Source organism: Sporosarcina sp. ZBG7A (assembly GCF_000813425.1).
In the GTDB taxonomy this organism is placed as follows: domain Bacteria; phylum Bacillota; class Bacilli; order Bacillales_A; family Planococcaceae; genus Sporosarcina.
Window position 1 is genome coordinate 138,521 of the sequence record NZ_JWIB01000010.1, and the last position, 23,800, is coordinate 162,320.

The 23,800-nt window shown below is 43.1% G+C and carries 23 protein-coding genes; 9 read left to right on the forward strand and 14 right to left on the reverse strand.

All coding sequences use genetic code 11. The features are described 5' to 3' along the window. Nucleotides 1-42 precede the first annotated feature (42 nt). From RL70_RS04170 to RL70_RS04190, 5 genes are all read right to left on the reverse strand, one after another. Nucleotides 43-1,977, reverse strand: coding sequence for an FtsX-like permease family protein (locus RL70_RS04170; protein WP_039042146.1), 1,935 nt, complete (start codon nt 1,975-1,977; stop codon nt 43-45). Continuing rightward, on the reverse strand, nt 1,949-2,728 hold the full coding sequence (locus RL70_RS04175) for an ABC transporter ATP-binding protein (RefSeq protein WP_039042147.1): 780 nt from the start codon (nt 2,726-2,728) through the stop codon (nt 1,949-1,951). The genes RL70_RS04170 and RL70_RS04175 overlap by 29 nt, the downstream gene beginning before the upstream one ends. Next, entirely contained in the window at nt 2,682-3,728 is a 1,047-nt protein-coding gene (locus tag RL70_RS04180; RefSeq protein WP_039042148.1) for a HAMP domain-containing sensor histidine kinase, read from the reverse strand. The genes RL70_RS04175 and RL70_RS04180 overlap by 47 nt, the downstream gene beginning before the upstream one ends. Further along, the gene (locus tag RL70_RS04185) at nt 3,725-4,429 is read right to left on the reverse strand and encodes a response regulator transcription factor (protein ID WP_039042149.1); all 705 of its coding nucleotides are present in this window, start codon (nt 4,427-4,429) and stop codon (nt 3,725-3,727) included. Before RL70_RS04185 ends, RL70_RS04180 begins: the two co-directional genes overlap by 4 nt. A 120-nt stretch (nt 4,430-4,549) precedes the next feature. Then, nucleotides 4,550-5,542 (reverse strand): lipoate--protein ligase, encoded by a 993-nt coding sequence (locus tag RL70_RS04190; RefSeq protein WP_039042150.1) that lies wholly within the window; start codon nt 5,540-5,542, stop codon nt 4,550-4,552. A 306-nt stretch (nt 5,543-5,848) separates the two neighbouring features. Between RL70_RS04190 and yhfH the strand changes: the two genes are divergently transcribed. Then, on the forward strand, nt 5,849-5,971 hold the full coding sequence (gene yhfH, locus RL70_RS17465) for a protein YhfH (RefSeq protein WP_082003300.1): 123 nt from the start codon (nt 5,849-5,851) through the stop codon (nt 5,969-5,971). A 553-nt stretch (nt 5,972-6,524) separates the two neighbouring features. On the opposite strand, the gene hemY is transcribed toward yhfH, so the two are convergent. From hemY to hemE, 3 genes are read right to left on the reverse strand one after another with little or no spacing between them, the layout of a single operon-like run. Further along, complete coding sequence (gene hemY, locus RL70_RS04195; protein WP_039042151.1) at nt 6,525-7,946, reverse strand: protoporphyrinogen oxidase; 1,422 nt, start codon at nt 7,944-7,946, stop codon at nt 6,525-6,527. A gap of 25 nt (nt 7,947-7,971) precedes the next feature. Continuing rightward, nucleotides 7,972-8,901: a ferrochelatase gene (gene hemH, locus RL70_RS04200; protein WP_039042152.1), complete on the reverse strand. Its 930-nt coding sequence runs from the start codon at nt 8,899-8,901 to the stop codon at nt 7,972-7,974. A 16-nt stretch (nt 8,902-8,917) separates the two neighbouring features. After that, nucleotides 8,918-9,967, reverse strand: coding sequence for a uroporphyrinogen decarboxylase (gene hemE / locus RL70_RS04205; protein ID WP_039042153.1), 1,050 nt, complete (start codon nt 9,965-9,967; stop codon nt 8,918-8,920). A 231-nt stretch (nt 9,968-10,198) separates the two neighbouring features. Between hemE and RL70_RS04210 the strand changes: the two genes are divergently transcribed. The 3 genes from RL70_RS04210 (at nt 10,199) to RL70_RS04220 (ending at nt 12,716) form a co-directional block, all read left to right on the forward strand. Continuing rightward, nucleotides 10,199-10,720, forward strand: coding sequence for an antibiotic biosynthesis monooxygenase (locus RL70_RS04210; protein WP_039042154.1), 522 nt, complete (start codon nt 10,199-10,201; stop codon nt 10,718-10,720). Between the two features lie 105 nt (nt 10,721-10,825). Beyond that, nucleotides 10,826-11,989 (forward strand): M20 family metallopeptidase, encoded by a 1,164-nt coding sequence (locus RL70_RS04215; RefSeq protein ID WP_039042155.1) that lies wholly within the window; start codon nt 10,826-10,828, stop codon nt 11,987-11,989. 178 nt (nt 11,990-12,167) lie between these two features. Next, nucleotides 12,168-12,716 carry a competence protein ComK gene (locus RL70_RS04220; RefSeq protein ID WP_039042156.1) on the forward strand — a complete coding sequence of 183 codons (549 nt, stop codon included), beginning with the start codon at nt 12,168-12,170 and terminating at the stop codon, nt 12,714-12,716. Here RL70_RS04220 and RL70_RS04225 read toward each other — a convergent pair. From RL70_RS04225 to RL70_RS04240, 4 genes are all read right to left on the reverse strand, one after another. Beyond that, nucleotides 12,685-13,044: a hypothetical protein gene (locus RL70_RS04225; RefSeq protein ID WP_039042157.1), complete on the reverse strand. Its 360-nt coding sequence runs from the start codon at nt 13,042-13,044 to the stop codon at nt 12,685-12,687. The two genes, RL70_RS04220 and RL70_RS04225, sit on opposite strands and share 32 nt — an antisense overlap. A 132-nt stretch (nt 13,045-13,176) precedes the next feature. Next, nucleotides 13,177-13,773, reverse strand: a complete 597-nt coding sequence (locus tag RL70_RS04230) for a nuclear transport factor 2 family protein (RefSeq protein ID WP_052245757.1) — start codon at nt 13,771-13,773, stop codon at nt 13,177-13,179. Between the two features lie 61 nt (nt 13,774-13,834). Beyond that, nucleotides 13,835-14,509 (reverse strand): response regulator transcription factor, encoded by a 675-nt coding sequence (locus RL70_RS04235; RefSeq protein WP_039042158.1) that lies wholly within the window; start codon nt 14,507-14,509, stop codon nt 13,835-13,837. A gap of 20 nt (nt 14,510-14,529) precedes the next feature. Continuing rightward, the gene (locus tag RL70_RS04240; RefSeq protein WP_039042159.1) at nt 14,530-15,687 is read right to left on the reverse strand and encodes a sensor histidine kinase; all 1,158 of its coding nucleotides are present in this window, start codon (nt 15,685-15,687) and stop codon (nt 14,530-14,532) included. 147 nt (nt 15,688-15,834) lie between these two features. On the opposite strand from RL70_RS04240, the gene RL70_RS04245 reads away from it, so the two are divergent. Together RL70_RS04245 and RL70_RS04250 are read left to right on the forward strand one after the other, a co-directional pair. Continuing rightward, nucleotides 15,835-16,467 carry a YigZ family protein gene (locus tag RL70_RS04245; protein ID WP_039042160.1) on the forward strand — a complete coding sequence of 211 codons (633 nt, stop codon included), beginning with the start codon at nt 15,835-15,837 and terminating at the stop codon, nt 16,465-16,467. Nucleotides 16,468-16,632: 165 nt separating this feature from the next. Further along, the gene (locus RL70_RS04250; RefSeq protein ID WP_052245758.1) at nt 16,633-17,712 is read left to right on the forward strand and encodes an LCP family protein; all 1,080 of its coding nucleotides are present in this window, start codon (nt 16,633-16,635) and stop codon (nt 17,710-17,712) included. Nucleotides 17,713-17,823: 111 nt separating this feature from the next. Here the strand turns inward: RL70_RS04250 and RL70_RS04255 are convergent, their stop codons facing one another. Further along, complete coding sequence (locus RL70_RS04255) at nt 17,824-18,867, reverse strand: glycosyltransferase family 4 protein (RefSeq protein ID WP_025785973.1); 1,044 nt, start codon at nt 18,865-18,867, stop codon at nt 17,824-17,826. Nucleotides 18,868-19,117: 250 nt separating this feature from the next. On the opposite strand from RL70_RS04255, the gene secA2 reads away from it, so the two are divergent. Next, a complete protein-coding gene (gene secA2, locus RL70_RS04260; protein ID WP_039042161.1) occupies nt 19,118-21,496 on the forward strand; it encodes an accessory Sec system translocase SecA2 in 2,379 nt (792 codons plus the stop codon). Next, nucleotides 21,493-22,395 carry an accessory Sec system S-layer assembly protein gene (locus RL70_RS04265; RefSeq protein ID WP_039042162.1) on the forward strand — a complete coding sequence of 301 codons (903 nt, stop codon included), beginning with the start codon at nt 21,493-21,495 and terminating at the stop codon, nt 22,393-22,395. Before secA2 ends, RL70_RS04265 begins: the two co-directional genes overlap by 4 nt. A 247-nt stretch (nt 22,396-22,642) precedes the next feature. Here the strand turns inward: RL70_RS04265 and RL70_RS04270 are convergent, their stop codons facing one another. Beyond that, nucleotides 22,643-23,335 carry a glucosamine-6-phosphate deaminase gene (locus RL70_RS04270; RefSeq protein ID WP_039042266.1) on the reverse strand — a complete coding sequence of 231 codons (693 nt, stop codon included), beginning with the start codon at nt 23,333-23,335 and terminating at the stop codon, nt 22,643-22,645. Nucleotides 23,336-23,638: 303 nt separating this feature from the next. Here RL70_RS04270 and RL70_RS17745 point away from each other — a divergent pair, with 303 nt between their 5' ends. Then, entirely contained in the window at nt 23,639-23,782 is a 144-nt protein-coding gene (locus RL70_RS17745; RefSeq protein ID WP_156137889.1) for a cytochrome c oxidase subunit 2A, read from the forward strand. The last annotated feature ends 18 nt before the right edge of the window (nt 23,783-23,800 follow it).

The window sequence follows — 23,800 nt, forward strand, 5'->3', positions numbered from 1 at the left end:
TATTATCAAACTAATTTCTCGTAATATAAAAGACACCGGAAATTACTCCGGTGTCCGAATGTGAGATAAGTACCGCCATCGAATCAGGTAGAAATAAGAGATTTGTAAGACCGCAAATCCACCCAATACAAGAGTCAGCTCTTTTACAATTGAAATTTCTGCGAGTGCATCCCAAATGACTTGAAGCGCCAAGAATGCGAACGCACTATGCACAAATGCCACTCCCCAGGGGATGAAGAACTGTGGCAACAGCTGTCGATTCACAATCTTCTTCAACTCTTTATCTGTAATGCCCATCCGGCGCAACACGTCAAACTGTCTGCGGTCACGGTCCAAAGTTGTATACAAACGGAAATAAACGAAACTTCCTGCTGCAAGGAATAATACAGCTGCGAGCATTAATCCCATGAACAGCAATAAAGAAAATGTTGTGCGGATGATAGAATAATTCAGTCCTGGATTGCCGAACGAAAACAGCGTTCCAGATTCGCCACCAAGTAAAATAGACTGCAATTCGTCTTCATGTAGCGCACGACCAACGTCTTTCGTCTCTTGCCAGTCAGCTATATTGAACGCGTAATAACGGAATAACGATGAATCCGCACCGTCCTCACCCATTAGTACCCGTTCAAAGTCTGTATCCGTCAAAATGATTGCATTGGCTCCAATTGCGTTCGGTGGAAATAGCTGATGCGGATATGCTCCAACAATCTCCATATCGAGACCACTTTTTTCTAGTGAAGTGTTGACTGTGCGATCTTTCAATTGTTGGTAGGATGATTCGGACTGTGGCAAAAAGAGTGCTTTCCCATCCTTTACGTCAACAGCGGGAAAGCCAAATGTGTATCCGAGTGCGTTGATACTCGACAGTCGAATAATCGACACGCTCATATCAGTGAAGGATGACTTTTGTTCAAGCACCCGAAATTCAACAAGACTATAGTCGATTTCCTTCTCATTCAACTCGTCCGTGAGCTGCCGGACATGAATCTGTTCCAGCACGTTTCCTGGGTAACTCTTGTAGACGAGCCCTAGAGGGTTTATTTCCCGGTATTGATTGGCAAAAGAAGTAAGGGATGCGAGCAATCCGACAGACATGAACGCAAGCGTCGATACCATCGTAACGATGAAAAACATGCGCGCATTTTCTTTCAATCTGACAACGCCCTCTGAGAGCGACAATAGCCAAAACGGCCGCCAATAAATGCGTTTTCTTGTCCGGAATAGTTGAATCAGATACGGTAAAGAGTCGCTAAAGAATAAGTATGTACCAATTACAGCCGCTGCCGGTAACATAAAAATGACACGGATTACATACGTATGTGTTGCGTAGACTGCCATGACATACGTCAATATAAGCATTGCGATTCCAGCGAATGCACGCCATTTTGACGACGAATATGCATCTTGCTCCGCTGCTTCTCCTTGCAGCAAGTCATACACTTCCCCCGTGCGGATGAACATCGGAGCAAGCAGTGAAATAATGATGAATACACTCGCGAAACTGCCTACTGTCAACACAAAAGGATGCCATGTGAAATAAAGGGGTAGCGTCGGAACTTGGATGAGTTCTTTCACAATCATCAAGAAAAATTTAGAGAAAACAAATCCAAGAAACGTTCCGACAACGATTGCAACACTACCTATCAACATCGTTTCAAGGAAGATGAGTCGTTGGAGCTGCCTCCTTGCCATCCCGAGCAATAACAAAATGCCGAACTCTTTCGTCCGAGCTTGTAAAAACGCACGCATCGAATAGAACAAGAAAAATAGTGTGAAGATGAACAACACAAATTCCGCTGTAATCATGCCACTCGTCGCAACCTCTTGGACAAAGCCCTCGTTCATCGCAGGATGGAACAACAGCATGGAGTACAGGAAGAACACCATGACCGAAAACGCACTTGCCATGAAGAAGGCTGCATAAATGCGCCGATTCCGTACGACGTTACGGTATGCGAACTGACGAAAGGTCATTGACATTCCCTCCGAGCAACGACAGCACGTTTAAAATCTGTTGGAAAAATGTCCGGCGCTGTTCATCTTTGTACAATTCGTTGAAAAACTCACCATCTTTGATGAACAACACACGATCACAATAACTTGCAGCAAGCGGATCATGCGTCACCATAATAATCGTGGTGCCTGCGGTTTGATTGATTTTCGATAGTAGTTCCAATACATCCCGCGCTGATTTCGAGTCCAGATTCCCTGTCGGTTCGTCCGCCAGAATGAGTTCTGGCTCATGGATAAGTGCACGTCCAACTGCTGTGCGTTGCGCTTGTCCACCAGATAATTCGTCTGGCCTTCTGGATAAAATCTCATTTAACGCCAGTTTGTCAGCAAGAGCTGCAATTCTCCGCTTCATCTCCGGCACTGGCACGCGATCTAGCGTCAGCGGGAGTACCAAGTTTTCCTCAACTGTCAGCATTTGTAGCAAATTAATCGTCTGAAAAACAAATCCTAAGTGCCGCCTTCTGAATAACGCGAGGTCGTTCTGATTAAGCGTCTCGGGTTCAATTCCATTCACTGCAATCCTGCCATACGTTGGCAAGTCAATTGTTGAAATAAGATTGAGCAATGTCGTCTTACCACTTCCAGATGGTCCCATAATTGCGATGAACTCGCCTTCTTCCGCTTCAAAATCGAGACGATTCAACGCCCGATGCATCACTTTGCCTTCATAGATTTTCGTCACTTCCGATAACTCGACGATTTTCCGTGCCATCGTTTTCTACCGCCTCTCCATTTGAGAACAACACAGACACAGCTGTCCCTTCGCCCACTTTCGACTCAATTGTCAACGCATGTCCTAGTCGTCCACATACTTCAGATGCGATATATAATCCCATCCCTGTCGATTCTCCAGTTTTCCGACCGTTTTCTCCAGTAAAAAACGCCCGAGTCACTCGCTTCACATCCGTTTCAGGTATACCAATTCCTTCATCCTTTACGGTCAACTGGATGCCTTGCCCCGTTCTATCAGCGGTCACGTACACTTTTCTTCCTTTTTCAAACGTATACTTTACTGAATTTGTTATAAATTGTCCAAGTATGATTTTCAGCCATTTCGGGTCGGTGGCGACGACAAATTCCGTATCCACTCGAATCTCTGGAAACACACCATTTGTAATGAACAACCGCTTATGCTCTGTCACCACTTGTCGAACGAGGTCCTCCAATACAATCCGCTCAATTCTCATATCATCTTCAAATGTTTCGAGCCTTGCATTGACGAGCACCGCATCTAGCCCATCCTGCAATCTGTCGAGCTCTTCATGGAAACTTTTCCGGTCGATTTCCTCTTCTTGCAAGAGCAAGCCAAGAACTGAAATCGGTGTTTTCATTTGATGGACCCATTGGTTAATGAAATGCAATTGCCGTTGCTGCGCAGCATCAAGCTTTTGAACATCACTATGATAGAGTCGATACAATTTCCGCATATATTGTGCCGTCATCCGATGTTCCGGCGTTTGTGGTCGACCGATTAACGCATCTTCCATTCGTCCTGGTTCTCGCTCAAACACTTCATAAAAAGATCGCCGAGTAATGAATTTCGCGAGTAAGTAGCCGAACGTCAACATGATCCCCATCAATATTGCGTAGACGGCTGTGCTCCAGTCGCGCGCACCATCAAGCCAAAAAAGGAGGACGATAAATAGCAGCAATACAAGCTGGAACAATAAAAATGAGGCATGTTCTTTTATAAATAACTTGTACTTATTCATACATCTTCAGTCGCTAGTACAAATCGATAACCAGCTCCGCGAACTGTATCGATTGTTGAAAGAATATCAAAATCAGCCAGTTTTTTCCGTACACGAGCAATGTTGACATTTAATGTGTTTTCATCTACAAACGACTGGTCGTCCCAGAGTTCTTCGAGTAAAGTTTCGCGGGATACCACTTTTGGCGCGGCCTCCATCAACAACTCCAGAATAATGCACTCCTTTTTCTGAAGAGGAACAATGGTGTCTCCCGATTGGAGTTCCATTCTCTCTGCAAACAGCGTCAACGTCCCTGTTTTCACAATCCGTTCCGACTGCGCAGGAGCATATTCGCCAAACGAACGACGTAGATGGCTTCTGATTTTCGCTAATACGACATCATAATGGAATGGTTTAGTGATGAAATCATCACCGCCATTTTCAAGCGCAAACACTTGGTCCATATCACCCGAACGTGCCGAAATAAAAAGAATCGGACATGTCGTTTGAGTCCTCAACTGACGGCACCAATAATAGCCGTCGTATGTAGGCAAGTTGATGTCGAGTAAAATCAGATGCGGATCGAACGACAGACACTCATCCGCGATTTGATCGAAATCCTCCGCAACGGCTACTTCATACTGGTATTTCCTCAGTGTGTCTGCAAGCAGTTCCGCGATTTTGCGATCATCCTCCACGATAAAAATACGATGTTTCTCCATAGATCCGCGCCCCCTTTACAAGTAGTTTCAGTATACCGTAAATCCTCTCCACTCGCCTTTCTCACACATGTAAAAAACAGGCTCCTCTCGCCGAATAGGCAGAAGGAACCTGTTTGAATGTCAGTATATCAAATTCACGAATTCATCTTGTGTAATGCCACCGAGTAACTTCGGAATATCAAGGTTGCTAACTGCAGCTGTAATCGACTCGCGGTCATACTGACAATTCACGAGACGATTTTCAATCTCTGTGACACTGCCGATTCCGAAGAAGTCACCAAAAATGTGTACTTCATGGATTGTCCCTTTTTCAACTTGTAGTCGAACATCGATGCTACCTACCGGGAAGCGATGGGAGTGTTGCACGTTACACTTCGGCGAGCGACCATAGTTCCAATCCCAGTTGCCATAACGCTCTTTGGACAATTGGTGAATGTTTTTCCAGTCTTCCTCAGTTAATTCTTTGAACTGAATTTTTTCTTCCCCGCCAAAGATCGAATTTAAGATTTCCATACGGAATTGTTCGATAGTCATCGGCTTTTCCATATGCTCAGAAATATTCGTGACACGACTGCGAATCGATTTAATTCCCTTGGACTCAATCTTATCTTTTTTCACACGTAATGCATTGACGACCTCTTCAATTTCCGTGTCAAACATGAGCGTTCCATGGCTGAACATGCGGCCTTGGGTTGCAAACTGTGCATTTCCTGAAACTTTTTTACCGTCGACGAGTAAGTCGTTGCGTCCAAGTAACTCTGCTTTCACACCCATTTTAGCAAGTGCTTCCACAACAGGCTCCGTGAACTTTTTAAAGTTACGAAATGATTGTCCATCATCTTTTGTGATGAAGCTGAAGTTCAAGTTCCCTTTGTCATGGTACACTGCACCGCCACCAGAAAGTCTGCGTACAACATGGATGCCATTTGCATCGACGTACTCTGTATCAATTTCTTCAATTGTGTTTTGGTTCTTTCCGATAATGATGGAGGGTTCATTGATATAGAACAGAAGGTAGGAATCTTCATCGGTATCCATTGTATTGAGTACATATTCCTCGATTGCTAAGTTAATCCGTGGATCCGTAATGCCTTGGTTATCTACAAAACGCATGCTAGTCTCCCCTTTATATGAAGCTGATAGTGCCATTCTAACATAACTCGTATTGTGAGGGACAAGAGTAGCCTACATCTGTTCGTGAATAAATAGACTGAGTTTCACATGTGAATATTGAACCATTTTTCTAAATTGTTCAAAAACTATTGACAGATAATCATCTGTTATAATACACTATGAGTAACAAGTCGAAGTGCTAGTACAAAGGAGCTGAAGAGCACAATTTTTTTTGTCGCCTCTGTTGCATAACACTCGTCACTGGACAAGGTAGTACTACTACAAATTGAATGGAGCGGATGAGAAATGATTGAAAACGTTGTGGAATTTTTTAAGAATTTGCCTCCGAAACAGTGTGTTACTTGCGGTGAACAGATTGAGGAACAACATGAGTGCTATCAAACAAAATGCCCATCGTGCTCAGAATAACGAGCTGCTGTTATAGGTTAGATTAATTGGCTGCTACAGAACGTCAGTATACACTGGCTTCTGTGGCAGTTTTTTTGTGGGAGTAGGAGTAGGACAGATTAGACGGTGTTGATTTCTGCTTCGGATGGACGCTTTCCGCGGGCTTGAACTCAGCCTCCTCGATCGCTTCGCTCTCTGCGGGGTCTTCATTCTTCGCTTATTCCGCAGGAGTCGCCATCCTACGCTGAAATCAACGTATCTCTGTTAACTTTAGTTGTTCCCATTGTCATAATAGTTATATGAGGATACTCCCTCAACATCACTCCCACACAAGAATCAAGCAAAGCGCTACCAATTAATCCCTTAAAGTACTTGAATTATGTCCCGATATCGAGAAATTCTTCTAGGTGTCGGAGAAATCCATAAGTTTGATCGAGAAATCATCATGAGTGATCGAGAATCTATGCTGAGTGTCCGACAACGATCAAAACCTCCATTTTAACCTGACGAGCAAACAAAAAAGACCTCACACATGCCGAAAGTCGGCTGTGTGAGGTTTTCAATTTAATCAATTTTAGCGAGTCAATCGCTGCACAACACGGTCCGCGGCTGCTTTCCCTTGATCGATACAATCTGGTAAGCCGACGCCTTCGTATGATGCTCCTGCTAGTTCTACATTTGGAAATGCGGTGCGTAATTGTTCTTTGGCGTCTGCGATGAGTTTTTTGTGACCGACCCGGTATTGAGGGCGGTCATCTTTCCAACGTGTGACGATGGAGAACTCAGGGTCTTCATTAATTTCGAAGATTTTCCGCAAATCCGCTAGAACGATTTGTTCAATTTCATCGTCTGGTAAATCGACGATGGCTTCTTCACCGATTCGTCCAACAAATGCGCGCAATAATACTTTTCCATCAGGTGTCGTAGTCGGCCATTTACGGTTCAACCAGGTGCAGGCGGTAATGGAATAGTCACCGCTGCGTGATACTAGGAAGCCGGTTCCTTCCTTATCTTGGACAACAGCACTTTCCGGGAATGCGAGAGTTATCGTCGCAACGGATGACGTTTTAATCTCTCCCAGCTTCTGCAAAATGCCATGCGGCTCGAATAATTGACGAGCGACTGCATGTCCCGTAGTGAGGACGACTGCATCCGCTTCGATAACAGAACCTTCGTTGAGCGTGACAAATGTCCGCTCATCCTCTTGTTCGATTTTCTCCAGTCTAACTCCCTTGATGAAATTCACCTCAGGTAACTGTTCTTCTAAGGCTTCAACAATTGTCTCGAGCCCATTTCGGAACGTATGGAATGCTCCCTCTTTCTTCGCAGCATGTCCTTTGTTCGGCAGCTGTTCCGGCTTCGGTTGCGTTTTCTTCATGCCTAGGATGAGACTCCTGTGTTTCTCTTCCACACTGACAAATTGCGGGAATGTCGACTCCATGCTCATGTGGTCAATGTCACCTGCATAGACTCCAGAGAGTAACGGTTCAATCAGGTTATTCACGACTTCATTTCCGAAACGACGGCGGAAAAAGGCACCTAATGACTGATCACCTTTAATATCGGAGCGGGGTAAGAAAATATCCCCTGCTGCACGCAGTTTACCCGTTAACGAAAACAGGTTACTTTTGAGAAAAGGGCCAATTTCTGTCGGAACGCCCATAATCGAACCACCCGGAATCGGATGCAATTCATCGTTCAGTAATACATACGATTGTCCCGTTGCATTTTTCACGAGCTGATCAGCGATGCCGAGCTCTTGCGCAAGACGGTCCATACTTTTTTTTCGTATCAAAAAGGAATCTGGACCGCGTTCTATAATATAGCCGTTGCGTCTGACAGTCTGGATCTTACCACCAAGTCGGTTGGTTGCTTCGACAAGAATAATATCGATGGGAAGATTCTGCTCCCGGATTTGTTGCTGCATGTAGAATGCCGCAGATAGACCCGTGATGCCGCCCCCCGCAATGACAACTTTTTTACGCTGTTCGTCCATTGCCTTCACACGTCCTTTTCAAAACTTACTTGTTTACTTTTTCAATTACTGCGTCCGCAACTGCTCCGATAAAGAGTGGATCAGTATTCGGCATAGCTGGTCGGTGATATGTTGCACCGATTTCGTCGCAAACCACTTTACATTCGTAGTCATTGTCGAATAGCACTTCGAGGTGATCTGAAACAAAACCTACTGGTGTATAGACAAATGACGTATACCCTTTTTTCTCGTTTAATTCACGAGTCAAGTCCTGTACATCAGGTCCAAGCCAAGGTTCGCCTGTTTGCCCTTCACTTTGCCAGCCAACAGCGTATTCTTTCACGTCAGCAGCTTCTGCAAGGAGTTTAGCCGTTTCTTCCAGCTGATCGGGATATGGATCGCCAGCTTCACGGATTTTTTGTGGAAGTGAGTGTGCAGATACAACAAGAACTGACTTTTCGCGTTCTGCATCGCTCATGCTGTCGAAGGTTTCGCGAATTTTCTCTTCCCAATATTTTAGGAATTTCGGCTGTTTGTACCAACTTTCAACGGATGTGACGGAAATTCCGTATTTGTCCGCTTCTTCTTTCGCACGTGTATTGTACGATTTCACAGAGAATGTTGAATAGTGAGGAGCAAGGACAACAGTTACCGTTTCTTTGATTCCGTCTTTATCCATCTGTGCCACTGCGTCTTCAATGAATGGCGTAATGTGCTTTAGACCAATATATAGTTTGAACTCAATCTCATCTTGTGCTTGATTCAACGTATCACAAAGTGCTTGTGCTTGACCTTCTGTGATGTGAGCAAGTGGAGAAATTCCACCGATTGCTTCATAACGATTTTTCAAATCTTCAAGTTGCTCCGGTGCAGGTTTACGCCCGCGGCGGATATGTGTGTAATACGGCTCGATATCCTCTTCCTTGTAAGGTGTACCGTAAGCCATTACTAAAAGTCCCATTGTGCGTTTTCCCATGTCATTCACCTCAAGATTAGTTTTTATTTGCGCGTAGTTCTGCACTATATGTGTGAATCAGTTCAGTTAGTTTCTTCAGCTTGGCAGGTTCGATTTCTGGGAATACTCCATGTCCTAAGTTGAAGATGTGGCTGCCGTGTGCAACCCCTTGTTCAATAATCACTTTTGCACGTTCTTCAATGACGGACCAATCTGCTAACAACAATGTAGGATCAAGATTCCCTTGTAGCGGCTTTGTTAGTCCACGTTGCCCAGCTTCTTCTATAGAGAGTCTCCAATCTAAACCTACGACATCAACAGGAAGGTCATGCCATTCGTTTGCTAGGTGACTTGCACCTACTCCAAACGTGATTAAAGGAACATTCAATTTGCGTAGTTCTGTGAAAATACGTTCCATTACAGGCTTGATGAAAATACGGTAGTCGGATACATTCAGTGCACCAACCCAAGAATCGAACAGTTGAATCGCAGACGCACCTGCTTTGACTTGTGCAGTGACATAGGCAATCATTGTGTCCGCAAGTTTGTCCATAAGTGCGAACCAAGCTTGAGGCTCAGATACCATAAGTGCTTTTGTGCGTGCATAGTTTCTAGATGGACCGCCTTCAATCATGTAACTCGCAAGTGTGAAGGGTGCTCCTGCAAAACCGATGAGAGGTACATCCAATTGTTCTTTTGTTAGTATTCGAATCGTTTCAAGAACAAATGGAATATCATCTTCCGGATGCATCGCTGTCAGTTTTTCGATATCCGCGACTGATTTAATTGGATTCGAAATAACAGGTCCTACTCCAGCTTTAATCTGAACGTCGACGCCCATTCCTGGAAGTGGTGTAACAATATCTTTATATAAAATTGCAGCATCGACACCATATTGGTCGACAGGCAACTTTGTAACATAGGCACACAATTCAGGTTGGTGCGTAATCTCTTCAAGTGAGTACTTTTCCTTGATTTTGCGATATTCAGGCTGCGATCTTCCTGCCTGTCGCATATACCAAACCGGTGTGTGATCAATATGTTCTCCACGAGCAGCTCTAAGAAGCGTATCATTTACTATAGTCATGAACAAATTCCCCCATTCTCTTTTTACCGAACTGAATTATGCATTTCACGAGTAGCTTATCGTTTTCAATATAGACGTAAACTGTTGGGATGTATAGCAATATACACCCATTGTCATAAATTTGTGCCACATTCCGTCATTGTTTTGACATGGTTTGTTTTAGGAGCAGGATTCGGGGAAATAACTTAAGAAGAGGTTAATTTGTTAGACTAGCCAAGGAGGGTATCAATAATGAAAAATTTATACATTACACGAGGCACTCCAGAATTCATGGAGAAGGTCAAAGAGAAATACGCCGGAGAAAATATGATTTTAATGCACGGTAGTGGGTCTTCTCAGCTGCTACACGAAACAACAGGAAAAACGGTTTTCCAGACACCACAGCGATATGAAGTCATAGAGGAAATGGGGCAGCTCCAGGAACATGGATTTTTTGCACTAAACAACATATCCGTCTCCGACGAAGGGAAACCCATTTTTGAAGAACGTTTCAAAAGAGACCATTTAGCTATGAAGGACACTTCAGGTTTTATCGCTTTTCGATTACTACGATCACTCGATTCAGATACGTATATCATTTTAACAGAGTGGGAAGATAGCCAGTCATTCGATTTGCATAAAAACACCCCTGCCTTTTCAGCTGCATATGATACTACAAAAAGGGATATCGTCGCTGGTCCTTCCATTCATATCTTCTCGAGTGCACCTTATATTACATTATTTAGTTCACTTCAAACTCATGATTCCGAATGATAATTCCATAGGGGCCTTGTGCCTCTTTTTTGTTGTCAAACAATTGCGAGTTTGAAAACACACTGATATACTGGATACCATACTCAAAAAAGGAGATGTCTTTTAATGAACGAAAAACTTTATACACTACTCGACAACTCTTTTGATGACATGGTTAGCGTTCGTCGCTATTTGCACCAGCATCCAGAAGTGTCATTCCATGAAACCAATACAGCACAATACATCCAAGATTTCTACACGAAATTAGGGGTGGAATTTAGGAGCAACGTTGGTGGAAACGGTGTCGTTGCTCGTATTGAAGGTGGAAAACCTGGTAAAACAGTTGCACTTCGAGCTGATTTTGACGCACTGCCGATTCAAGATCAAAAAGATGTACCTTACAAATCAACCGTTCCTGGTGTCATGCACGCATGCGGGCATGATGGCCACACTTCCACATTGCTCCACCTTGCTAAAGCAGTCAATGAGCTAAAAGGGGAACTTGCCGGTACATACATCTTCATTCACCAACACGCTGAAGAATATGCTCCAGGTGGTGCTATTTCTATGATTGAAGACGGTTGCCTGGACGGTGTCGATGTTATTTTCGGTACTCACTTATGGTCAATGATGGAACCGAACACGATTCAGTACGTAAGCGGTCCGATTATGGCAGCCGCAGACCGTATCGAAATTACAGTTCAAGGCGCTGGTGGTCATGGTGCTTCACCGCACCAAACAAAAGATGCGATCGTAATTGCCTCCCAACTCGTAACCAACTTCCAACAGCTTGTCTCTCGTCGTGTCGATCCGATAGAGTCCGCTGTGCTATCGATTGGTTCTTTCGTATCTGACAATGCGTTCAACATTATTGCCGATCAAGCGGAACTCAAAGGAACCGTGCGAACGTTCTCTCCTAAAATTCGCGATCTTATGGAATCTGAGATCCAAAGAATCGCTGAAGGAACCGCGCATATGAACAACTGTGAAATCAACGTTACATATACACGTGGCTACCCAGCTGTCGTAAATCACGAAAAAGAGACAGCATTTTTGCGTGATGTTGCCAAAGAAGTCCCAGGAGTAAAAGAGGTCGTTCAAACAATCCCTCAAATGGGCGGAGAAGATTTCGCTTACTACTTGGAACAAGTTCCTGGAACGTTCTTTTTCACTGGTGCGCAACCTGAAAATGCGTTCCCACATCATCACCCACGATTCGACTTTGACGAATCCGCAATGCTAACTGCTGCCAAAACACTCGGTGCAGCCGCTCTTGCTTATCAAAATTAATAACCATCTACTCTGCAACCCTGCTGCATGCCTTGATGCCCTTTTCAACACAGGTCATCAAGAAGTGGCAAGTTCAGAGTTTTTTTATTTATTTCTGATTATTTCATTTTAACTGATTGCTTTCCAATATTTATCCTATATAATAGGAGTTATTACTTATTGAGTAGGAGTGACTTGGATGCATTCACGAAAAAACGCTGAGAATTACCTCATCAATTCTGATACGTTTGTGTTACAACCGATTCGAGAGGACTTTAAATTATCGACTCGTGTAATTGAGCGTAATGCCGAATTTGATCTTCCTAAAAAACCGATTCAAATTGTCAAAAAAACGTGCGAACTTTATGGAGCTTCGTTAAAAACACGTACGTTGACTGCGCGCCATGCTCTAGGCAATCGCCATAAAACACCTATTGTTGTTGCACATGCGTTTGACACCCCTTATATCTTTTTGCCGACCATGTCACCGAATTCAGAAGAGAACATTTGGATTTCCTACCAGTCCATTGTCGACTTTCAGGAAGAGAATGTCGGATGCTCTGTTCTACTGGAGAATGGCTATAAAGTGAAGGTAAACGTATCTACTCCGACTATGTGGCGTCAGTTTGCTTTTGCGGCTTTACTTGAACGGGACTTTGCAAAAAAACAATTTTTGCTGCACAGACCTAGAACGTTTCTTGCACAAGAAGGCTCATTTAGATACCCGGTTGTCGAAGATACTGAGTGAGCAGCTCCTCCGTTCGATTACGTAAACGTACATTCAAGTATCTTCGACAGTCCTGTTGGTGGTCGTGGACAAAGATATATTCTGTAAAAATATCATCCATTTTCCCCCTCACCACCGATAAATGATTCCTACGTAAATATGCGGCCGTATTTCCAAGCTCTTTGTGTACGCGCTTAGCGACATCATCCATGAGCCCCAAGTACGGTTTTTTCAATTTGTAATCCCCTTGCTGTATTAGCAATCGATCCCTCTCTAAAATGGTTAAAATCATCGGTAAGTAAATCATATTTTCTAAATAAGGGATAACTTCTGTTTTTAGAGCAGACATTTCCTCACTCCTCTCAAACGAACAAGTGTTCTTATTCTTAATCATAAGATACTTACTTCAAAATTGCAACAAAAAAAGCAAGTGAGCCTCAGCACCGGACTGAGGCTCACTTGCTTTAAGGTGTTATATGATTCATTCACTAGGTACCGGATCAGCTATCGCATTAATGGAATTCACTTTCCAATTACCATCTTTTTGTGTTAGAACCGTTACTTGACGTCCTAAAGTTATTTCTGCTTCTTCACTATCTTTATCTTTCACTTCTACCTTCATCGTTGCAAACACTTGCGCCTCATTTTCCGTATACTTCACAATGGTAATATCATCTGGCGTTCGTGTGAGCTCGGTTGTTGCTAGCATGCTTTCTGTAGCTTCTCGTTCCTCGTCAATGTCATAACCATCTGCTGATAGCGTTTCAAGATAAGCATCTACTTCCCCGGCATTCAGCGTTTCGATATAGCGGTCAAACGTCTCTAAAATAGCTTCTTTTTCCCCGGAAGGTACGTTTACCGCTTCCTCGATAGGAACTCCATTTATGCTATAACCTTCATCCTCGCCATCCAACTCACCTTTATCCTTAACTCCATGGTCAATCGAACCATTTTCGTTAGTCTGCTCACCATCGTCAATAGAACCTGAAGTCTTTTGAGCGTTGTCATCGTCTCCACTGCAAGCGCTTAGCATAAGAGCTAGCGTTGCTATTCCGACGAGTCCTTTAACTTTCTTCATACCCCTTCTCCTCTCATAGCAAAAGGACCATCCGATTGGAGGTCCTTTTATAAATTCTGCTTTACTTCACTTCAACCCAACCATTTTTAATCGCTGTGACAACAGCTTGTGTCCGGTCGTTAACGCTCATCTTTTGTAGAATACTTGAAACATGGTTTTTCACAGTTTTCTCTGAGATGAACAATGTTTCTCCAATTGCCCTATTACTTTGACCATCCGTCAACAATTGCAGTACTTCGCATTCCCGCTTCGTTAACAAATGCAATGGTCGGCGGATTTCGTGTTGATGGAATGAGCCTTTATGTTCCCGTTCACTCAATCTGCGATATTCTGTCACTAAATTATGCGTTACTTTTGGATGTAAATAAGATCCGCCAGCTGCTACTACTTTAATAGCCTGAACTATTGCATCTGCATCCATTTCTTTCAACATGTATCCGAGTGCACCCGTTTTTAACGCCTGGGAAACGTATGACTCATCGTCATGAATGGACAATACGATGACTTTCGCATCAGGATATTTGGTCATGAGTTGTTCAGTCGCTTCAATCCCGTTCATCCGTGGCATATTAATATCCATAAGAACTACATCCGGATTATGCTCTTCGTACAAAGTGAATACTTCGCTACCGTCATCGCCTTCTGCTACAATTTCGAACGTATCTTCAAACTGCAAAATACGCTTGACTCCTTCGCGGAATAATTGATGATCATCTACTATTAAGATTTTTGTCATGTTCGTTCCCTCCAAAGCCTCTATTTGCCTATACTATCAGGATTAATCGGAATTTTAAAGAACACGCTTGTCCCTTTTCCAACTTCTGAAGTGATTTTAAAATCGCCTTTTAACAAGTCGATGCGTTCTTTCATCCCTATAATCCCGAATGATTTGTCTTTTACTTCATTTTGATCGAATCCTGCTCCATTATCTTTTACAATTGCATTCATCGTCTCACGCAACCATTCAACTTTCACCCATATATCACGACTATTTCCGTGCTTAATGGCATTAGTTACGGATTCTTGAACTAAGCGGAACACCGCAATTTCAAAACTCGACTCGAAACGTCGGTCTTCTCCGATACTCTGAAAGTGAATACGAACATCAGGTTCATATTCCATAAGAGTGGATAAGTACTTTTTCAATGTTGGCACCACACCAAGATCATCAATTGCCATTGGGCGAAGATCATAAATGATTCGTCGTACTTCATATAATGAACTTCGTACCATTTCTTTTAAATCCTTAAACTCTTCAAGTGCTTGTTTAGGACCTTTTTGCTCATACACTTTTTCGATGAGTCCAGAACGAATGAGCACGCTGGCCATCATTTGAGCAGGTCCATCGTGGATTTCTCTTGAAACTCGTTTACGTTCCTCTTCTTGTGCTTGAATGATCCGAATCGCAAAGTCCTGCTTATGTCTGGCTGTTTCAAGTGCTTCACCCACATTCTTCAAATCTGAAGTTAAGTAAGTGACAACAGTGGATACTTGGTTGACGAGCTGATCGGCCCGTTCAATCGTCTCCAACAGTTCCGCCAGACGACGATCCAAGTCATCGCGTTGAATACGCAATTGCTTTTCTTCCATTCTGTTTACGGACAGTCTAACGAGAAGGTCGTTTGCAACCTCGTACGCCTTTCGCACTTCTTGTTCCGAGTAATTCACAAAGTTCTTCGAGACATCAGCAAGCCTTCTGCGTGAGTGACGTGTCATTTCTTCAAGGTGATCTCCTTCGGTTATTACCCGGGAAATATCTTCCTTAACAATAATGAGCTCACGCTGCATGGATTCAAAACTTCGACGGCTTTGCTCACTGATCATGAAGATGTCGTTCTTGGACTGATCCATTACATTCACCATGCTATCGAAGATACCTTCAAGCTTTTGAATATCAATTGCCGCCTTATCCATTGTTCACACTCCCACCAATGCTGAAACCTCATTGTAGAATCCATAGGCTATTGCGATTACATTGGATTCACTATACACTTTATTCAGTATAGCATCTTAATGCCCATAACATATTAAAATTGTATTACAGATTGAGGAGGTCTTGCAATGAGAATGGACTATAAGACCGTAAAACAACAAAGTGAATCGGAAATCATTATCAATAAATCTCGATTCATCACTTCCGTAAAACGAACCGAAACTGAACAAGAGGCTCTCGACTTCATCCAGGAAATAAAACAAGCACATCCATCAGCTAACCATAATTGTTCTGCTTATTTAATAGGTGAGCACGATCATATTCAAAAAGCGAATGATGACGGAGAGCCTTCAGGCACAGCAGGTTTTCCAATGCTAGAAGTACTAAAAAAGCAATGTTTAAAAGATACAACTGTCGTTGTCACTCGTTATTTTGGGGGCATCAAACTCGGCGGTGGTGGCCTCATACGTGCATATGGACGTTCAACTTCAGAAGGAGTTGCGGCAGCCGGCACGGTTGAGCGTGTACTTCATAGTACAATGAGCGTAACAGTCGACTACACCGCACTTGGGAAAGTGGAAAATGAAGTACGTCAATCAGAGTGGCCGCTTGAGCATATCGAGTACGGCGAACAGGTAACGTTATATATATTGGTACCAATCTTGGGAGTAGACACATTCCATACTTGGGTTGCAGATTTAACGAACGGACAAGGCAAGATTACTGAAGGTGAACAGAAGTTCTTGGAGTTTTCTGTCTGAAAAGGTGTACGCGCTTCCGTAAAAATAGTATACTGTTGATAATTGCAAAAATTTGCAGGCAAAATGCCCGTTCGACAGATATAGCCATTGCTATCATTTGACAGCATCTACTCTACTACGATGGAGTTCGACATTATGGACTGATTAACGGAGGCTAAATAAAACATGAAACGAAATGAATATAAAAAAGCCAAAAGAAAATCTTCAAAAACAAGACTTATTTTGAAGATAGGACTTGTGTTGACGATTGCGGCTTTTTTGACAATTGCAGCCTACGGAGTCACACTTCACAAGAAGGCTGAACTCGCTGCAGATAGAGCGTATGAGCCGATTCAAAACCGTAATGGCCGATCAACTGTAAAAGAGGACAAAATCCAACCCGCGAAAGACAATGTTTCGGTGTTATTAATCGGCGTGGATGACAGTGATGACCGACAACAGGGGGACAGCAACAGCCGGGCGGATGCATTGCTCGTAGCTACGTTGAATCCAAAACAAAAGACGGTCAAACTGCTAAGTATCCCTCGTGATTCTTACGTTTACATTCCAGAAGTGGATTATAAAGATAAAATTACACACGCGAATGCTTATGGTGGAACAAAGGCAACGATTGAAACTGTAGAAGAAATGTTGGACATTCCGATCGACTACTATTTGAAAGCCAACTTTAACGCGTTCATCGATGTAGTGGATGCACTTGGTGGAGTCGAAGTCGATGTTCCTTATGAACGAATTGAAAAAGATGAAACAGATGCAGGGACGATCCACTTAATGCCAGGACTTCAAGTATTAGATGGCCGTCATGCACTCGCACTTGCTCGAACACGTAAACTGGACAACGACATTGAGCGGGGTAAACGTCAACAAATGATTATTCAGGCGATGATGGACCAAGCGAAATCTCCTGCTGCCATTACGAAATTTGGTGATGTGATTGATGCACTTGGAGATAACATTAAGACGGATATGCAGTATAAAGAGATGTTGTCGTTCTTAGAGTATGCAAAAGGCGGTATGCCATCCGTTGATACGCTGTCACTTGAAGGCGATGACGATTGGTCGACTGGTGTATACTATTGGAAGTTGAACGATAAAGATCTTCAACAGAAGCAGTTAATTCTACAATCACACTTAGGATTGATTTCTTCTCTAGTACCTAATGTAGATGATGAAGCTTCCTCAGACTCAGAAGAAAATACGAAACGTGTCGTTATCTCCCCTTCAGAAGGTACAGATGTTAAATAATGATTGAATGATAAAACAAACGCGAAAGGAAACTATTCCTTTCGCGTTTTAATTTGATTTCATCATCAAAAAAGGCTGTCCCAGGTAGAATCCCTGGGACAGCCTTTTAAATTATTTTCCAATCATGCGGACTAAGTTTAATATTGGACGGTAATTTGTACCGGCGAGACCGATGATTTCCACGAACAATTCGATAGCGAGTAGGATGACGAAAAGTAACAAGATTGCTCCCCATACAGTCGCCTGTGAGAATAATACTGCCGCGATTCCAAAAAGAATGGCAATGCCGTAAATGACGAGCACAGTTTGTCGATGCGAAAACCCTGCGCGTAACAAGCAATGGTGCAAGTGGGATTTATCCGGCGCGGTAATCGATTGTTTCATCCGAATGCGTCGAACAATCGCGAAGAATGTATCGGAAATCGGAACACCTAGCATAATAATAGGGATAACAAGTGACACGACTGCGACGTTCTTAAATCCGAGTAGTGCCAGTACAGAAATCATAAATCCTAAGAACAACGACCCAGTGTCCCCCATGAAAATCTTTGCTGGATGGAAGTTGAACAGTAGAAATCCAAGTGAACTTGCCGCAAGAATTGCTGCGGTAACAAGTACGAATGTGTTTCCCATGATGAGTGCCATGACGGAGATGGAGATAAGCGCAATTGTTGAAACTCCTGCAGCGAGTCCATCGAGCCCATCAATCAAGTTAATGGCATTCGTCACTCCGACAATCCAGAGGATCGTAATTGGGATGCTCAAGTATCCGAAGTCAATTTGTCCGAGAAAAGGTAAGTTAATGAAATCAATTTGTAGATCTCCAACAGTCATTACCACAATCGCGGCAACTAACTGTCCTAAAGCTTTTGCTTTCGCTGTAATTTCCAGCATATCATCGAAGAACCCAATTGCAATGATGATTACAGCACCGATCAAGATTCCTGCAGCATGCTCATCTTTAGGTAAAAGGATGGCATAACCGATTAAAAACGCTCCAAATATCGCAAGGCCGCCAATACGCGGCATAACCGCAGCATGGACTTTGCGGTAATTCGGTCTATCAACCGCCCCTATTCGGAACGCGAATTTTATGACAAGTGGAGTTAGTATGATGGCGCCGACAAATGCAGCTGCCATTGCAAGGAATAACATGTCCTTCCTCCCTGTAGTACTCAATTTTAGTTAAAGCCTACCGTATTATAACATGCCCACAGAAAGAAAGCACTCTGCGAAACAATTTTTCTATGAGAAAACAAAACGGTTAGTTACCAATACCCTCTCTTAGCAAGGGTTAAGCCTATTATTCAAAACGTTCTTTCACGCACTTCTAGTCTTTTCCTCTCTTGTTTGATAAAATAGAGTCGTGTCCGTTGAATGGACAATATGAAGGAGCGTTAACTATATGCTATCCATTTTCAGACGATCAAACCAAACCAGTGATCGACAGCTTAAGAAATACCGAAAAATCGTTGATCATATAAATAAATTAGAAGCGAATTTTATCGACTTGTCAGATGAGCAACTTGCTGAAAAAACACTTGAATTCAAAGAACGCCTTGCAAATGGGGATACCATTCAATCGATTATTCCTGAAGCGTTCTCAGTTGTAAGAGAAGCTTCAAAACGTGTCCTCAACATGCGGCATTTTGACGTGCAGCTCATTGGTGGAATGGTGTTAACTGAAGGAAATATTGCAGAAATGCCTACTGGAGAAGGAAAAACGCTTGTCGCGTCTCTCCCCTCTTATGTACGTGCTCTCGAAGGTAAAGGCGTTCACATTATTACGGTGAATGACTATCTTGCTCGCCGTGATTTCGAACAGATGGGACAAATCCATCGTTTTCTAGGTCTTACTGTCGGACTGAACGTACCGATGATGCAAGGTCTTGAAAAGAAAGAAGCGTATGACGCGGACATTACGTATGGAGTCGGTACTGAATTCGGTTTTGACTACTTGCGAGACAACATGGCGCAGCATATCAGCCAAAAAGTACAACGACCGTACCATTACGCGATTATTGATGAAGTCGACAGTGTGCTAATTGACGAAGCGAAAACGCCGTTAATTGTTGCGGGTAAGATGCAAGCAGACGCGGATCTCCATATGATTGCAGCTCGTCTAGCAAAACGTTTTAAACAAGGTGTCGACTTCGATTTCGATGATGAAACAAAGTCCACATCGTTAACTGAAACAGGCATTGAAAAAGTTGAAAAATCGTTTGGTGTTGATAACTTATATGATCTTGAGCATCAAACACTCTACCATTATATGATTCAAGCGGTTCGTGCCTATGTTATTTTCAATCGTGATGTTGACTATATCGTACGCGACCAAAAGATCGAGTTGGTCGATATGTTTACCGGTCGAATTATGGACGGACGGACGTTATCTGACGGACTTCACCAGGCAATTGAAGCAAAAGAAGGTCTTCCAATCACTGATGAAAACAAAGCACAAGCACAGATTACGATTCAAAACTATTTCCGCATGTACCCAAGACTTTGCGGGATGACAGGTACTGCGAAAACGCAGGAAAGAGAATTCCGGGAAGTCTACAACATGCAAGTCATCCAAATTCCGACAAACCGTCCTCGTCAACGTGTCGACCAAGACGACTTTGTCTTTAAAACAGTCGACCAAAAATACAAGGCAATGGCAAAAGAAGTAGCTGAACGTCACAAAGTCGGACAACCCGTACTTGTCGGGACGACTTCAATTTTGCAATCAGAAAAAGTTGTCGAGTATTTAGATGAACACAAACTCGATTACAACTTGTTGAACGCGAAAAGTGTTGAGCAAGAAGTCGAACTCATCTCGAATGCAGGTCAAAAAGGACATATTACGGTTGCTACAAATATGGCGGGACGCGGGACTGACATCGTACTTGGTGATGGGGTGGAAAATCTCGGCGGATTGTTCGTACTTGGTACTGAAAAACACGAAAGTCGACGCGTCGATAACCAGTTGCGCGGCCGTTCAGGTCGTCAAGGCGACAAAGGAGAATCCCGATTCTTCCTATCCCTTGAAGATGATATGTTTAAGCGTTTTGCAAAAGATGATATCGAAAAATTTGAAAAGAAAGTCGATACTGATGACAACGGCTTAGTACTCAACAAAGACGTGAACGAGCTGACAGAGCGTACACAACGTATTGTGGAAGGCTCTCACTACTCAATGCGTGAGTACAACTTGAAGTTGGATGACGTCATCAACGATCAGCGCAACGTGTTGTACGGATTGCGAGATAATGTCTTGAAACGTAATGACGTGAATGTACTCTTACAAACGATGTTGAAAGAGACGACTGAGTTCGTCGTATTCGACAGCTGTCCAGAAGGTGTAACTCCGGATCAATGGGATTATGAACGTATTGAACGCACCATGAATTCGTTGCTCCGTACGCCTATTAAACTACCACGGACATATGAGAAACCAACGCAAATTGTTAAGTTTTATCGAGAGCCACTTGATGAATTGGTTGCATACATCCAATCCTTTGAGGATAATGAGCAAGTGAACCAACTTATTCCACAAGTGATGCTGAGTCATATCGATACGATGTGGGTCAAGCACTTGGAATTCATGACACGGTTAAAAGAAGGAATTGGACTTCGCTCATATGGACAGGAAGATCCGATGCGAATTTATCAGCGCGAAGGATTGGAACTCTTCGGGAAACATTATCAAAAGCTACGCCGCGATATTGCTTCTGAAGTCATTCAATTCATGAAGATCCTGACAGAACAGCAGGAACTACAATCACAGGAGGTTAACTCATGAAATTTCTTTCATTGTTTAAAAAGACCGAAAAGACAGGTAGCGACAGCACAATCGGCTCTGAAGAACTAATGGACGGTACTGGTGGACCCGCTGGTGACGAGGATATCGAAACAGCGCTATCCCTCCACCCATCATGGGAATTACCGCAAGAACAGGAATACGTATTCCGTTTTCTTGCGAATGAACTAGAAACCCTTAAACCAAACCAAATTTCGTTGTCTGGTATCGATATTGACCTCGAACCAGCTACAGGTGATTTTTTGGTCAAAGCGTTTTTCCGTTCTTCTCTAGACCAAGCGATTACGATTGGTGAAGTGGAATTGATGCTTATGGATGAAGAAGGTAAAACACTCGGATCTCAACAATTCGACTTAAGTGAGCTTGGAGAAATTGCTCCACGCAGCGCACGCCCTTGGGTATTCGTTTTCACCAAAGACAATCTCTTCGTCGAAGAGCCTCCTAAAGAAAACTGGAAACTTGCGTTCAACGTACAGTCTATGGTGCCTCACAAGTTAGAACTTGAAGAGTCTTGGGAGACAAGTCTTCCAGCAGAGCAAAAAGCAGCGCTTGAAGAAGTCGTTGGCAATTTACCAAAGTTGAAGCCACGCGAAGTGAATATTGCTGGATTCCAAGTAGGAAAGCAAGAAGACGGAAGCATCGCGGCGTCCGTGTTCATCCGTAATGGCCACTCGAAACAAATTAACATTGAAAAGTTGCCACTTGAACTAATTGATGCAACGGGTAAAGTCGTTGCGAGCGGTTCGTTCGACATCGGTTCACTTCCTGTCAATGCGAATACAACGAAGCCTTGGACATTTGTGTATCCAACAGAAATGGTTTCAAAAGAGGACCCCGATTTCTCTCGTTGGACAATCCGTGTTCCTCAGCAAAATGCATAAATAATCGATTCCCCGTACAATTTCGGTTGTGCGGGGTTTTTTTGTGTTCAATAAATATACTCGCCTTCTATTCATCTCGTTGAATTGTGTCCAGTTATCGAGAAACTTCGAGTTGTGTCGGAGAAACTCCAACATGCGATGAAGAAATCCTTTATTTGTCGGACAACTACCAAGTTCTGATTGAGAACCTATTCTCCCCACAAAAAAAGACTGCCCACGTGGACAGCCTACCCTCAAACGTCTTCTATTATAATTTCAAATCTGTAATAACGATCACATCTGGGTGATCCAACAAATACGTCACTGGCCACTCCGTTGATACAACACCCGCGAAGAGTTTCTCTAGAGCTGGACGTTTCTTTTCACCGAATGCCGCCACAATCAGCTTTTTAGCTTGCATAATCGAGGAGATTCCCATAGTCAGTGCCGTCACTGGCATCGTTTCGTCTTCTGTGAAATATTGACTATTCACTGCAATTGTAGACTCTGTCAGTTCGACAACATGCGTCACCGATTCTGGAGATGTACCGGGTTCGTTGAATGCGATATGACCGTTCTCACCAATTCCAAGGAACTGGATATCAAGAGGATTTTCCTTCAACAGAGTTTCGTAGCGCACGCATTCGGCGTCAAGATCTTCCGCCATCCCGTTTTCAATATGAGTTTCTTTAAATGGCTTCTTTGAAAATAACAATTCGTTCATGTAATACGCATAACTATTTTTGTGCGTTGCTGGAATACCGATATATTCGTCAAGGTTAAATGCGGTCACATTCGTGAAGTCAAGGTCCGATTCAGTCATTTTTTCATATACCGGCTCCATCGTACTTCCTGTCGCCAGTCCTAGAACATGTAATTGTCCTGCATCTAATTCTTTACGGACTAATTCGCATATCTTTTCTGCACCTTGCTCTTTACTATCCACAACAATTGTTTGAATGTTTTCCATGACTATCTACCAACTTTCTTCTAGAAGTTTACTTCATTAATTGTAAAGCGTCGTGCCATGTTGGTCAACAAACTCCCTTTCTTAAGCCATTCCCTAATCTTTCTGTCCTACACATGAACTTTCTATTCCCAATTTCTATTTGTCTAAAATGTGGTGAGTCTATGAACAAAGTGTGAACTTCCTGATTACTACGAAAGTATTAGGGAATTCCCTAGTATTTTAATTTCTCAGTTTCAATATGATAAAAGTAGTTCTTATTGAGTAAGCAAACACCAATTAGAGGCGGTGAGTGAAATGACAAAAAAGCACGCTAGCAACGATCTTCCTACTACAGAAGCATCATCCGATTTAAAAGGAACGTTCATCATGGTTATGATTCTTGGTTTACTAATGGTTGGTGCATGGTTTGGCGCATATTGGCTTTTCATTTCTAGATAACGAGAGAGAAAGGAGGCA